This window comes from Nonomuraea indica, assembly GCF_002850745.1.
Lineage (GTDB): Bacteria > Actinomycetota > Actinomycetes > Streptosporangiales > Streptosporangiaceae > Nonomuraea > Nonomuraea indica.
This window is the reverse complement of sequence record NZ_PJOK01000049.1, coordinates 276,907-289,495: the sequence shown is the minus strand read 5'-3', so window position 1 is coordinate 289,495 and position 12,589 is coordinate 276,907. Positions and strand designations below refer to the sequence as shown.

Here is a 12,589-nt window from a genome sequence, read left to right as displayed (position 1 = left end):
TGGGGCCGTGGCGTAGGGGCGCTCATCGTGGGGCCGTGGCGCAGGGGTGCCCATCGTGGCGCGGTGGCGTGCGGGCGCGACTAGCCTTTGTCCGTGACAGTTTTCGCCGACCTCGTCGGGCAGGAGCAGGCCGTGGCCGTCCTCTCGCGTGCGGCGGCCGCCGCCGCGGAGGTCATCGCAGGCGGGCGCGGCGCGGGCATGACGCACGCCTGGCTGTTCACCGGTCCGCCCGGCTCGGGCAGGGAGGACGCGGCGCGGGCGTTCGCTGCGGCGCTGCTGTGCCCCGACGGCGGGTGCGGTCACTGCGACCAGTGCCACCAGGTGCTGATCGGTTCCCACCCCGACCTGGAGACCGTACGCCCGGCCGGCCTGTCCTACAGCGTCAAGCAGACCCGCGAGCTGATCCTGCGGGCAGCCGGCGCGCCGACGCAGGGGCGCTGGCGGGTCATCCTGTTCGAGGACGCCGATCGGGCCACCGAGTCCGCGGCGAACGCCCTGCTCAAGGCCATCGAGGAGCCGCCGCCGCGCACGGTGTGGCTGTTGTGCGCCCCGGCCCCCGACGACCTCATGATCACCATTCGGTCGCGTTGCCGCCTGGTCACCCTCGCCACGCCGTCCACCGAGGCGGTCGCCCATGTGCTGGCCACCCGCGACAGCGTGCCGTGGGAGACGGCCGGCTTCGCCGCCCGCGCCGCTCAGGGCCACATCAGCCGTGCCCGTTCCCTCGCCTTGGACGAGGACGTCCGCCGGCGCAGGGAGGCCGTCCTCGCCATCCCCAAGTCGCTGACGGGCGTGGGAGAGTGCGTGTCCGCCGCCGAACGCCTGGTGAAGACAGCCGAGGAGGAGGCCGCGGCGGCGACGGCCACGCTCAACGAGTCGGAGACGGCCGAGCTGCGCCGCCTGTACGGCGAGGGGTCCACGGGCAAGGGCCTCAACCGCGGCCTGGTACGCGGCGGGGCGGGAGCGTTGAAGGAGCTGGAGGACCGGCAGAAGTCCCGCGCCACCCGCATCAAGCGCGACTCGCTGGACGCGGCGTTGCTGGAGCTGGTGTCGTTCTACCGTGACGTGCTGGCGATGCAGTTCGGCGCGGCGGTGGAGCTGGCCAACGACGACCTGCGCTTCGACCTCGACCAGATCGCGCGGGCGTCCACGCCGGAGGAGACGCTGCGCCGGATCGACGCGATCATGCGATGCCGCGAACGCCTCGACGCCAACGTCAACCCGCAGATCGCCATCGAGGCCATGATGCTCGCCCTGCGCGGATAGCTCCTCCGGGAGCCGGGTAGGCGGCGGAAAGCGGTGACGGATCTCACCATCGCCGCGTCCGCGCACGTAATGTGGCAGCGGAAGGCCGTACGAACCCCCGAGGCCGTCAGGAGGCGAGCGCCAGCCCATGGGCATGATCATGGCTGTCAGCTTCACCCGCTACGGGAGGCTCTACTATCTCGACCCGGGCGGTCACAGCCCCAAGGTCGGCGACAAGGTGCTGGTGCCCACCGACGCCGGGCCGGAGGTCGCCGAGTGCGTGTGGGCGCCGCAGTACACGAGCGAGGACATCGACGGGCTGCCGGTGTGCGCCGGCCTCGCGGGGGAGGAGCACCTCACCCGGGACGAGACCAACAAACGGCGCCGCGCCGAGGCCCGCAGTGTGTCGAAACGCCTGATCAAACGGCACGACCTGCCCATGAAGGTCGTCGGCGTCGACTACCTTGACCAGGACAACGTCTACACGGTCTACTTCTCGGCCCCGCACCGGGTCGACTTCCGCGCCCTCGTCCGTGACCTGGCGCGCAATCTGCGGGCCAGGGTGGAACTACGGCAGATCGGCCCGCGCGACGAGGCCCGGCTGCAGGGCGGCATCGGCCCGTGCGGGCGTGATCTGTGCTGCGCCACGTTCCTCAAGGACTTCGAGCCCGTCTCGGTGCGCATGGCCAAGGACCAGGATCTCCCGGTCAACCCGCTGCGCATCGCCGGGGCGTGCGGGCGACTCATGTGCTGCCTGAAGTACGAGCATCCGCTGTACATGGAGACCCGCCGGCGGATGCCCCGCGTGGGCAGCAGGGTGAGCACGCCGCAGGGCGAGGGCAGCGTCCTCGGGCACAACGTGCCCGCCGACACGGTCACGGTCCGCCTGGACGACGGCGGCCGGCGCTGCGCCTGCCCCTCCGCGTCGGTCTGCTCGCCGCGGCGGCAGCACGACGCGATGTACGCGCCGGACGGCGACCCGCCACCCCCCGCGTAGCAGCTCGCCGCCGATCGGGAACCGAGGCACGTCCTCACGGCGATCACCGGCGTCACCGCCGACCCCTAAAGGCAACTCGACCTGGGAGAGGCCGGCCAGGGCTACCCCATCCTTGACCCGAGACCTACCGTCACCTGGGCCACCAGGCCGCCAGGACCGACATGACCTTCACCATGTCGGTCCTGGACTCAGGCGTGGTGGACGAGCCGGGCCAGGGTCCCGCCCTCCTGACCACGGCGCTCGGACCCCGCGGCGACAGGACCCGCGGGGCCGTCGGCCACGGCCGGCAGCCCGTTCCGTCCCGATGCGACCTGGCGGGAGCGAAGACCCCTCGGGCTCCTGTAGACTTCTTCAAGCCGTACGGCACGCCGCCTTAGCTCAGTCGGCCAGAGCACTTCACTCGTAATGAAGGGGTCTGGGGTTCGAATCCCCAAGGCGGCTCCCAGGTCAAAGGCCCCCCGCGAGATCACGCGGGGGGCCTTCGCTAACACCCTTGCCAACAGGAGTCGTCGACGGTCCGGGCGAAGATGTCGGCGGCAGCCGTCTCCGCCGAGCGGATCACGTGGGCGTAGACGCGCAGGGTGATCGCAGGGTCGGCGTGGCCGACGCCCCGACGTTACTCGTTCGTGATCTTTCCAGCCCCCTTTGACGGTGCATCTTTGGCCGGAGCATGCCGAGCGCCGGCCGCGTGCTGATGAGCGCGCACCACTGTCGAATCGACGCTGACCGTCCAGTCCCCACCCTCAGCCTCATCACACCCCGCACGCAGCCCGTCCAGGATCCGCTCCCCCATACCATCCAGCGACCAGCGGCGATGCCGGTTATAGATCGTCTTCCACCTGCCATAACAGGCCGGCAGGTCGCACCACGGACTGCCCGTCCGAGCCGCCAGAAAATCCTGTCGATCACCGTGCGATGCTCATTCCACCGCGCACCCCAGCCTGTGCTCACCGGCAGCAGCGGCTGCAGCCGCGCCCACTAGATCATGACGCTTCAGACGCTCCTCATCCACACAGATCATCTACACCAGACGGCAGCACAAACACCGATACGCCCTAGGATCTCGGTTCATGCCGCGACAGGTGATGATCTGGCTCGTTCTGGCTCTGGTACTCGCGGGCTGCGAAGATCGACCGCGCCCCGCGCCCCGGCTGACACCGCCAACCTCCGATGACGATCTTTGGTGACGACTCCCGTCGGGTCCGGATTGTGGCGGCCGTCCTTCGCGACGGCGATCGGGTGTTGCTGTGTCATCGAAGCGCCGGACGTCGTTGGTATCCCGACGTGTGGGACCTGCCGGGCGGTCATGTCGAGGAGGGGGAGGATCCGAAGGAGAGCCTTGTCCGCGAGCTTCGGGAGGAGTTGGGGATCACGGTATCGGAGCCGTCCAGCCCGCCGATGCATGAGATCCGGACCGCGACGTTCGACATGCAGATCTGGTTGGTCGACAGGTGGACCGGAACACCCGTCAACGCCGCGCCGGACGAGCACGACGCTGTGGCGTGGTTCGCGACGTCCGACCTTGACAGCCTGCGTCTCGCCCATGAGTCGTATCTCTCGATGCTCACCGCGGTGCTCGTCGCGTGACGTCGCTCCGGAAGCCGGGGGTGCGCGCTCGTCGGCAGGCTGCGCACTCGCACCTGGGCAGTCTTCTGTGAGTGGACAGTCGAGCGGGGCTGTCGGGACTCTCCAAGAAATGGGAACGCCTGTTCGATTTGGCTGGTGATGCCAAGGCGGCTCCCCAGCTCACGTCGTGGACGCGGGGGATTCGATCGTGGGGCGGGACTGCCGTGTGCCCGCCGTCACGTCCGTGTCCGGGGGTGGCCTACTGTGTGGCGGGCTTGGCGAGGGTGGTCTGGTCGGGTGAGTGGTTCGGGTCGTCGCGGTCGATGTGGTCGGCGTGGTAGAGGCCCTGGGTCAGCAGGCGGCGGACGTGGTCGTCGGCGGCGCTGTAGTAGACGAAGGTGCCTTCGCGGCGGCCCTTGACCAGGCCGGCCAGGCGCAGTTTGGCCAGGTGCTGGCTGACCGCGGTGGGGGCGGCGTCGGCGAGTTCGGCCAGGCAGGCGACGTTGGACTCGCCCTGCAGCAGCGCCCACAGGATCTTGATGCGGGTGGGGTCGGACAGCAGCCGGAAGGATTCGGCGGCCAGGTGCACCTGCTCTTCGTTCGGCATGTCGAAGTCCGGCAGCGACGTGTGCATGTGCCTCAGCATACCCACGACCTGCCTGGTTGTGTATCTGCGTGTATGCGCACATACGATGCGATGGTGACAACAGAACTGAGAGCTCCAGCCGTCGGTGCGGTACGGGGTGCGGCGCCCGGCCGGGTCGTCGCGTCGTGGCGGTCGGGAATGTGGTCGTTGCTCGAGATGCGCTGGGCGGGCGTGGCGACCGCGTTGTTCGCCGCCGGAGGCGTCACACAGCTGGCCGGGGCGCCGCCGTGGCTGTGGTGGGGCCTGTACCTGGCCTGTTACGCCGCAGGCGGGTGGGAGCCCGGTGTCACCGGGCTCAAGGCGCTGCGTGAGCGGACGCTGGATGTGGACCTGCTGATGGTCGTCGCCGCGATCGGCGCCGCGGCGATCGGGCAGGTCTTCGACGGCGCGCTTCTGATCGTCATCTTCGCCGTCTCCGGCGCGCTGGAGGCGCTGGCCACCAAACGCACCGCCGATTCGGTGCGCGGTCTGCTGGATCTGGCCCCGCCCACCGCCACCCGGCTGCACGCCGACGGCCGTGAGGAGCGGGTGGACACCACCGATCTGGAGATCGGCGATGTCATCCTGATCCGGCCCGGCGAGCGGGTCGGCGCCGACGGGCGCGTCGTGCACGGAAGCAGCGACGTCGACCAGGCCACCATCACGGGAGAACCCCTGCCCGCGGTCAAGCAGGCGGGTGACGAGGTGTTCGCCGGCACCCTGAACGGCACCGGCGCGCTGCGGGTTCGGGTGGAACGCGAGGCCGCCGACACGGTGATCGCCCGCATCGTCGCCATGGTCGAGGAGGCCTCGGCCACCAAGGCCCCCACGCAGTTGTTCATCGAGAAGATCGAACAGCGCTACTCGGTCGGCGTCGTCATCGCCACGCTGGCCGTGTTCGCCGTCCCGCTGGCTTTCGGCGCCGACTTGACGGAGACCCTGCTGCGGGCGATGACCTTCATGATCGTGGCGTCGCCATGCGCGGTGGTGCTGGCCACCATGCCGCCGCTGCTGTCGGCGATGGCCAACGCCGGACGCCACGGCGTCCTGGTCAAGTCCGCCGTGGTGATGGAACGCCTCGGGCAGGTCGACGCGGTGGCCCTGGACAAGACCGGCACCCTGACGGAGGGCACCCCGCGCCTGACCGACGTACGCCCCCTGGCGGGGTCCGGCCTGGACGCCGACGAGCTCCTGGGTCTGGCGGCGGCTGCCGAGCACCCCAGCGAGCACCCCCTGGCCAGGGCCGTCGTCGAGGCCGCTCGCACGCGCGGCCTGGCTCCGGCCGGCAGCGCCGACGACTTCGTCTCCACGCCCGGTCAGGGCGTCACCGCGTTCGTGCGGGGCCGCGCGGTCGCGGTGGGCAACCCCGCTCGGCTGCTGGCCGGCGTGTCCGGCCACGAGGCCGCCGAAGCCACGGCCGTGGCCGCCGAGCTGGAGGCCGAGGGGCGCACCGCGGTCGTGGTCACGGTGGACGGCCGAGCCGCCGGGGTGCTGGCCGTCGCCGACCGGCAGCGTCCCGACGCCGCCGGCGCCGTGGCCGCCCTGACCAGGCTGACCGGAGCGGCTCCCGTGCTGATCACCGGCGACAACCCCCGTGCCACCGCGCGCCTGGCCGACCAGGTCGGTATCGCCGACGTGCGCGCCGGCCTGCTGCCGCAGGACAAGGTGGCAGCCGTCCGGGAGCTGGAAGGCGCCGGACGCCGGGTGCTGGTGGTCGGCGACGGGGTGAACGACGCCCCCGCCCTGGCCGCCGCCCACACCGGCATCGCCATGGGCCGGGCCGGGTCCGACCTGGCCCTGGAGACCGCGGACGCGGTCATCGTGCGTGACGAACTGGCCGCCATCCCCACCGCGATCACCCTGTCGCGCCACGCCCGCCGCCTGGTCGTGCAGAACCTCGCCATCGCCGCCACCTTCATCTCCGTTCTCGTCGTGTGGGACCTGGTCGGGCACCTGCCGCTGCCGTTGGGCGTCGCCGGGCACGAAGGCTCCACCGTCATCGTCGGCCTCAACGGCCTGCGCCTGCTGCGCGAGGCGGCCTGGCGCCGCGCCGGCGCGGACGCCGTCCGGTGAGCCGGGGTGGTGCCGGGGCACCGTCCGGTGAGCCGGCGCGTGCTGGGCCGCCGTCCGGTGAGCCGGGGTGGTGCCGGGCCGCCGTCCGATGAGTCGGCGCGCCGGGCGCGCCGACACGGCACACAGGCGATCGTTTGCCGTCCCTTGACGACCGCTCCAGCCGATCACTAAGGTCCGAAATGGTAATGATTATCAATTCATGGGGGTTGAGGGAGTGGCCGACCCGTACGAGCGGTCAGCGGAGTTCGTCGACGTGATGATCGCGCCACACTGGGCCGCTCTGGGCCCCCCGCTCGCGGACGCACTGAGCGGGAACCCCGGTCCGATCGTGGACGTGGGAGCCGGGGGCGGGCTCGGCACCCGCGTCATCGCCCGGTCGACGGCTGATGCGCGGATCGTGGCCGTCGAACCGTCGCCCGCGCTGCGGTCCGTGCTGCTCGCCAGGGTGAACGACGATCCGGGACTCCGTGACCGGGTGACCGTGCTCCCTGAGGGCATCCTCGACGCGGCCCTGCCAGAACGGCTGGGCGCGGTCGTCGCGATGAACGTCATCGGCCACTTCGGGCCGGACGAGCGGCACAGCATCTGGGCGCTCCTGGCGGACCGGCTGCTACCCGGCGGCCGGGCGGTGCTGAACCTGCAACCGCCCGGCGAGCCGGTGGCGGTGCCGGAGTCCCGGTTCGCCGATGTGCGGGTGGGACGGCGCAGATACGAGGGGTGGGGCCGGGCCGAACCGGCCGGTCGTGACCGGATCGCCTGGCACATGACCTACCGCACGTATCACGACGGGCGGCTCGTCGGCGAGCTGGAGGTCGGCTACGCCTGGTGGGTCCTCAGCGAGCAGCGGCTCAGGGAGGAGCTCGGCGCGCACGGTCTCGGCCTGGACCGCACCGGCCCCGCGGAGCTCGGCATGTATCTCATCGGCAGGGAGGACGTGTGATGTACGAGGTGATCGTGGTCGGTGGTGGGCCCGCCGGGCTCAGCGCCGCGCTGGTGCTGGGACGGCAGCGTCGCCGCGTCCTGGTGGTGGACGCGGGCCGGCCCCGCAACGCGCCGGCCGCCGAGATGCACATGTACCTCGGCCGGGACGGCGGCTCGCCCGCGCGCCTGCTGGCCGACGGCCGTGCCGAGCTGGCCGCCTACCCGACGGTCGAGTTCAGAAAGGGGCGCGTGGTCTCCGCGGAGGGCGCGTCCGGCGGCTTCGCGCTGACGCTGGACGGGGGCGATCGGGTGGAGGCGTCCCGGTTGCTGCTGGCGAGCGGGGTGGTGGACGTGCCCGCCGACGTTCCGGGGCTGGCGGAGCGTTGGGGCCGGAGCGTGTACCACTGCCCGTTCTGCCATGGTTACGAGACCAACGGGAAGGTGCTGGCCGTCATCGGCAACGGGACCGACGCGATGCTCGCCGCCTACGTCGCCGACCGCTACAGCGACGACGTGGTGCTGTGCTCGAACGGCCCCAGCACCATGCCGGAACCGGTGGCCGCCGTCTTGAAGGCCCGCGACATCCGGGTGATCGAGACGCCACTGGCCCGCGTCGAGGGTGAGCTGGACGCGCTGACCCTGCACTTCGCGGACGGCACCTCGCTGGCACGGGAGGCCGTCTACCACCGGGCGCCCACGCGGCCGAACACGGAGCCGGCCGTCCTGCTGGGCTGTGCGTTGCTGCCGGACGGCTGTGTCGAGGTCGACGAGTACGGCCGGACCAGCGTGGCCGGTGTGTACGCGGCAGGGGACGCGGCCCACCTGAAGGCGGTGCCGGAGCCGGTGACGCTGGTGGGGCCGAGCGCGGCCGACGGGGTGCGGGCCGCGGTCTGGCTGGAGCAGGAGCTGTTCCGCGCCGGACTGCCGGTGACGCTGGGCTGAACGACGCCTCGCCGACCGGCGTCCCCGTCGCGGGGGCCGCCGGTGGGCGAGGAGCGGTGACCGTGCGGCCCGGTCAGAGCCTGGCCGCGACCAACAGGTGCTGAGCCGGCGCGGCCAGCGGGGAGTCGCCCCGGGGCAGTTCCAGGATCGGCCGCAGGCCCGCCTCGCCGAGTTCAGCGGGGAGCTCCCTGCCGGTGAGGAACACTCGGCCTGTGCCGCCGCGGCGGTCGCCGGCGCCCAGATCCGGCTCACCGTCCCTGGGGGACATCAGGAACTGCATGGTGGCGAGCACCAGATAGTGCTCGCGGACGGCCTCTGTCACGACGACGAGGCCGCCGGGGGCCAGCAGCTCGCGGATCCAGCGCAGGGACCGTCCCGCGTGCCGCGCGCAGTGCAGCACGTTGGCGGCGATCACGAGATCCGCGCCGCCACGGACGGCTCCCTGCGCCACGAGGTCGGCGTTGATGTCGAGCAAGGCGTAGCGGAGCCGGTCCCCGAACCGCTCCTTGGCGGCCATCGTGAAGAACCTGGACACGTCGGTGAACAGGTAGTCCACTTCGGCGTCGCCGAGCCCTTCCAGGGCGGCGGCCGTGCTGCCCCCCGCGCCCCCGCCGAGCTCGACGACCCGCAGCGGCGCCGCGCGGGTGGCCGCCCCGCGGGCCAGGACGTGGCCCAGGGCGGCGTTCAGGTAGGTGTTGCTCACGTTGTTCTGGTCCTTGCTCAGCGAGGTGAGCAGATCTCCGTCGGGGAACAGGAGCGCCTGCGCCATGATCTCGTCCCGCAGCAGTTCGGGCAGGCGTGCGAGGGCCGTACGGAAGAAGACCGCCATGTCGTCCGGGTAGCCGAGTGCGGCACAGGCGTGGTCCAGTTCGGGTCCGGCGGCGAGGGCGTTCTCCGGCACCGCCTCGACGGCGGGCTCGAACCGTCCGCCGGGGTCCCGGCGGAGAAGACCTTCGCTGCGGAGCACCTCCAGCCAGCGCCGGACGATCCATCCGTGCCGCGGTGCCGCGCCGAGCACCTCGATGACCTGCTCGGCGGTCCGCGGCGTGCCTGGCGGTATCGCGCCGCCGACCAGTCCGGCCAGCGCCCGCAGGGCGATCTCGTCGAACCGCCGGATCGCGTCCGGCAGATGAGCGAGCGCCGAGTCGGGCACCACCGGCTCGCCGCCGCCACCACCGGACGCCTGCCTCCCGGCGTTCCCGCCGGACGGCTGCCTCCCGGTGTTCCCGCCGGGTGACGGCTGCCCGGTTCTGCCGGTGCGGGCGAGGGCGAGACGTCCGGCGCGGTCGGCGTCCGCGGCGTCCCGCGCCAGGCTGACGGCGTCACGGCCGGCTCCGTTCGGGACCTGAGCCGTCAGCCTCTCAGGTACGGGGAGCCCCGCACGTCTGAGCTCCCGGCGCGCCACCTCGACGAGCCGGGCCCGGGCGAACGCGCCCAGCGGCTCGTGCGGGCGGCCCGTCCCGGCGAGGGCGTCGGCGGGCCTGGCCGCGGCCGCGGCCGGAACCGCGACCTGCAGGCACATGGGGTCGTCGGGATCGAGGAGCACCACGCCTTCGGTCCCCTCCAGAGCCGCGTGGAGGCTCGCGCCCGACTGGCCCCCGGCGGCGGGCCGGAGGAGGACGTTCGGAATGCCGGCCACCCGGAAGGGACCACCCTGACGCGCCAGCCGGGTCAGGGCGGCCAGCGGGTCGGGGCCCAGCGTGTCCCACGCGCGCATGGCGGCGACCGCGCCGGCCGGAGGATCGACGTGCAACACGGCGTCGAACCGGTAGCGGGTCAGCTCCGTGTCGGCCGTGAGCGTCTTGGCGAACAGGCTGAGGGCGACCGGCCTTCCCGCGCTCGCGGCCACGGCGGCCAACGTCGCCGGGTCGAACAGCAGCTCGGTGTCGGCGGCGGCGCGCTGCTCGGCCCGGCGCACGAGCTCGGCGTCGATCGCGCGGTCGTCGCCGCCCCCGCCTCCGGGCTCGGTGAGGCCGGGATCGGCTGCGCGTTCGAGCCGGCGGCAGTGCTCGTCGTGGAGTCCCGAGTGGCGTACGTCACCGACGATCACCGTACCGCCGGCGGCGACCGCGTGGACGGCGTCGCGTACCACGGCCGCGAGGTACTCCACGCTGGGGAAGCACTGGGTGACGGAGTTGAGCAGCACGCAGTCGGGCCGTTCGCCGAGGCCGGCCAGCGCCTCCCGCACCGCGGCGCCGTTGATCTCGTGGGCGGCGGCCCGCACCACCCTGACACCGGGCAGCCCGAGCCCGTCCAGCCGGGCCACGACGTGCTCGGCGATGTCGGTTCCCACGTAGCCCTTGAGGTGGGGGCGCAGGCGGTGCAGCAGCATCCCGGTCCCGCAGCCCAGTTCGAGGACCCGGGTGGGACCGCAGCGCAGCACCAGTTCGGCGGTGCGGTCGGCCCACTCGGCCATGTGCTCGGGGGGCAGCGGCTGTCCGGTGTCGGTGGCGCGCCAGCCGGACAGGTCGAGGTCGGGCGGGTGCGCGCCCTGGCCGGAACGGTAGGTCCAGTCGTAGACCTCTCCCCAGTGCTCCAGGTGCTCCGCCACCAGATCGCCGAGTACGGGCGGGCGTCCCGGCTCGTGTCGTACGGCCAGCGCCGCCGGGTCGGCCGTGATGACGATCCCGCCGGTGTCGGCGGGATCGACGCGGGCGATCCATGGATGGGCGAGCAGAGCCTGGCGTACGGGTTCATGGGGCATCAACGGAACGCCTCCGTTCGTCGTCGCGGAAAGAGGTGGGGTGCGGCCGGCGGCCGGCGATGTGCAGCACGCGGTCGGCGCGAGCGGCCACGGCGGTGTCGTGGGTCACCATCAGGACGGCCAGACCGGTGTCCCGGCGCAGGCCGTCGATGAGGTCGAGGATCAGGTCGGCGGTCCGGGGGTCGAGGGCGGCGGTGATCTCGTCGGCCAGCAGCAGCGCCGGACCGCCCGCGAGAGCCCTGGCGAGCGCGACCCGCCGGCGCTGCCCGCCGGACAGCGCGCCCGGGTAGCGGCGCCCGAGGCCGGGCTCCAGCCCCACCGCGGCCAGCAGCCGGAGCGCCTCCGCGCGGGCCGCCGACCGGGTGAGCCCCCGCAACGTCCGCAGCGGGCGGGCCACTGCCGTCGCCACCCTGCGGGCCGGGTTCAGCGCGTCGAGCGGGTCCTGCCCGACCAGCGCGAGCGCCCGGAGCGCCGCCGGGTCCCGCTCGGCCACCGCCCAGGGCAGCGCCTCACCCAGCACGGTGACGTTCCCGGACTCGACGGGGTGCAGCCCGGCGAGGGCCCGCAGCAGGGTGCTCTTCCCGCAGCCGGACGGTCCGAGCACGGCGACGGACCCGCCCGGCGCCAGGTGCAGATCAACGCCCGCCAGCAGCGGCGCGCCACCGGGCGGCTGGGCGACGGCGAGCCCGCGCACCGCCAGCGCCGCCCCGCTCGGCCGGACGACGCCCGGCTCTTCCGGCGGTGGAGCGGAGTCGATGTTCGGGGGACGCCCGGCGTCTCGCGCTCGGGCCACCGGAACGGGCGCGCCCCCCGGCCTCCGGCCTGTCGCACCGTTGCGTCCGCGGTCCTGCCTGTCCCGGGGGCGGACGCCGAGCCGGACGACATGGTCGGCCAGTTCCGACACCACCCCCATGTCGTGCGAGACGAGGAGCGTCAGCGAGCGACCGTCACCGCGACGGCGGCGTACCAGCTCCAGCGCGAGATCGAGCGCGGCGCCGTCCAGGGCGCTGGTGGGCTCGTCCAGGACGAGCAGTTCCGGGTTCGCGGCCAGGGCGCGGGCCAGCGCGACACGTTGCGCCTGCCCGCCCGAAAGCTGGTGCGGCCGGCGCCGGCCGATGTCGGCCGGATCGAGGCCGACGCCGGCCAGTGCCCGCTCCGCGGCGCCGGCCCGGCGCGCGGCTCCGGGCAGCGCCTCCTCCACCGCGGCCCGCGCGTCCAGCAGGGGATGCAGTGCGGACGCCGGGTCCTGCCCGAGGAAGCCCACGTTCCGCCGCCGCCAGCGACGCGGTGCGCGCACCGGGCTGCCGTGCCACTCGACCCGGCCCGCGGTGCGGGAGAGCCCTTCCTGCAGGGCGCCGAGTACGGCTCGCAGCACCGTCGTCTTGCCGGCCCCGGAGGGACCCACCAGGGCCACCACCTCACCGGGGGCGATCCGCAGGTCCAGCCCGTCCACGATCGCCGTCCCCGTGCTGTCGGCCACGGTCAGCCCGCGAACCGTCAACCCGCGCTCTCCCGG

10 protein-coding genes and 1 tRNA gene are annotated in these 12,589 nt (G+C 73.1%); 7 read left to right on the top strand and 4 right to left on the bottom strand.

The features are described 5' to 3' along the window. Positions 1–93 precede the first annotated feature (93 nt). The 3 genes from CXR44_RS36250 (at position 94) to CXR44_RS36235 (ending at position 2,683) form a co-directional block, all read left to right on the top strand. Entirely contained in the window at positions 94–1,266 is a 1,173-nt protein-coding gene (locus CXR44_RS36250) for a DNA polymerase III subunit delta' (protein ID WP_101790647.1), read from the top strand. A gap of 133 nt (positions 1,267–1,399) precedes the next feature. Then, the gene (locus CXR44_RS36245; RefSeq protein WP_101790698.1) at positions 1,400–2,242 is read left to right on the top strand and encodes a PSP1 domain-containing protein; all 843 of its coding nucleotides are present in this window, start codon (positions 1,400–1,402) and stop codon (positions 2,240–2,242) included. 367 nt (positions 2,243–2,609) lie between these two features. Beyond that, positions 2,610–2,683, top strand: a tRNA-Thr gene (locus CXR44_RS36235). 175 nt (positions 2,684–2,858) lie between these two features. Here CXR44_RS36235 and CXR44_RS36225 read toward each other — a convergent pair. Next, positions 2,859–3,134 (bottom strand): transposase, encoded by a 276-nt coding sequence (locus CXR44_RS36225; protein ID WP_101790645.1) that lies wholly within the window; start codon positions 3,132–3,134, stop codon positions 2,859–2,861. A 278-nt stretch (positions 3,135–3,412) separates the two neighbouring features. On the opposite strand from CXR44_RS36225, the gene CXR44_RS36220 reads away from it, so the two are divergent. Further along, on the top strand, positions 3,413–3,829 hold the full coding sequence (locus tag CXR44_RS36220) for an NUDIX domain-containing protein (RefSeq protein ID WP_101790644.1): 417 nt from the start codon (positions 3,413–3,415) through the stop codon (positions 3,827–3,829). Between the two features lie 238 nt (positions 3,830–4,067). Here the strand turns inward: CXR44_RS36220 and CXR44_RS36215 are convergent, their stop codons facing one another. Next, on the bottom strand, positions 4,068–4,442 hold the full coding sequence (locus CXR44_RS36215) for an ArsR/SmtB family transcription factor (RefSeq protein WP_101790697.1): 375 nt from the start codon (positions 4,440–4,442) through the stop codon (positions 4,068–4,070). Positions 4,443–4,592: 150 nt separating this feature from the next. Here CXR44_RS36215 and CXR44_RS36210 point away from each other — a divergent pair, with 150 nt between their 5' ends. The 3 genes from CXR44_RS36210 to CXR44_RS36200 all read left to right on the top strand — a co-directional run bounded on the left by CXR44_RS36210 (position 4,593) and on the right by CXR44_RS36200 (position 8,369). After that, the gene (locus CXR44_RS36210) at positions 4,593–6,506 is read left to right on the top strand and encodes a heavy metal translocating P-type ATPase (protein ID WP_219602214.1); all 1,914 of its coding nucleotides are present in this window, start codon (positions 4,593–4,595) and stop codon (positions 6,504–6,506) included. A 199-nt stretch (positions 6,507–6,705) separates the two neighbouring features. Next, the gene (locus CXR44_RS36205; protein WP_101790642.1) at positions 6,706–7,446 is read left to right on the top strand and encodes a class I SAM-dependent methyltransferase; all 741 of its coding nucleotides are present in this window, start codon (positions 6,706–6,708) and stop codon (positions 7,444–7,446) included. Beyond that, on the top strand, positions 7,446–8,369 hold the full coding sequence (locus CXR44_RS36200; protein ID WP_101790641.1) for an NAD(P)/FAD-dependent oxidoreductase: 924 nt from the start codon (positions 7,446–7,448) through the stop codon (positions 8,367–8,369). Before CXR44_RS36205 ends, CXR44_RS36200 begins: the two co-directional genes overlap by 1 nt. Before the next feature lie 73 nt (positions 8,370–8,442). Here the strand turns inward: CXR44_RS36200 and CXR44_RS36195 are convergent, their stop codons facing one another. Together CXR44_RS36195 and CXR44_RS36190 are read right to left on the bottom strand one after the other, a co-directional pair. Continuing rightward, complete coding sequence (locus CXR44_RS36195) at positions 8,443–11,073, bottom strand: class I SAM-dependent methyltransferase (RefSeq protein ID WP_101790640.1); 2,631 nt, start codon at positions 11,071–11,073, stop codon at positions 8,443–8,445. Beyond that, on the bottom strand, positions 11,063–12,574 hold the full coding sequence (locus tag CXR44_RS36190) for an ABC transporter ATP-binding protein (protein WP_245899862.1): 1,512 nt from the start codon (positions 12,572–12,574) through the stop codon (positions 11,063–11,065). Before CXR44_RS36190 ends, CXR44_RS36195 begins: the two co-directional genes overlap by 11 nt. Between the last annotated feature and the right edge of the window lie 15 nt (positions 12,575–12,589).

Excerpts from the sequence above, each read along its gene's own strand:
- CXR44_RS36245 (WP_101790698.1), top strand. The coding sequence starts at position 1,400 with ATGATCATGGCTGTCAGCTTCACCCGCTACGGGAGGCTCTACTATCTC.
- CXR44_RS36220 (WP_101790644.1), top strand. The coding sequence starts at position 3,413 with ATGACGATCTTTGGTGACGACTCCCGTCGGGTCCGGATTGTGGCGGCC.
- CXR44_RS36215 (WP_101790697.1), bottom strand. The coding sequence starts at position 4,442 with ATGCACACGTCGCTGCCGGACTTCGACATGCCGAACGAAGAGCAGGTG.
- CXR44_RS36210 (WP_219602214.1), top strand. The coding sequence starts at position 4,593 with ATGTGGTCGTTGCTCGAGATGCGCTGGGCGGGCGTGGCGACCGCGTTG.
- CXR44_RS36205 (WP_101790642.1), top strand. The coding sequence starts at position 6,706 with ATGGGGGTTGAGGGAGTGGCCGACCCGTACGAGCGGTCAGCGGAGTTC.
- CXR44_RS36200 (WP_101790641.1), top strand. The coding sequence starts at position 7,446 with ATGTACGAGGTGATCGTGGTCGGTGGTGGGCCCGCCGGGCTCAGCGCC.
- CXR44_RS36195 (WP_101790640.1), bottom strand. The coding sequence starts at position 11,073 with ATGCCCCATGAACCCGTACGCCAGGCTCTGCTCGCCCATCCATGGATC.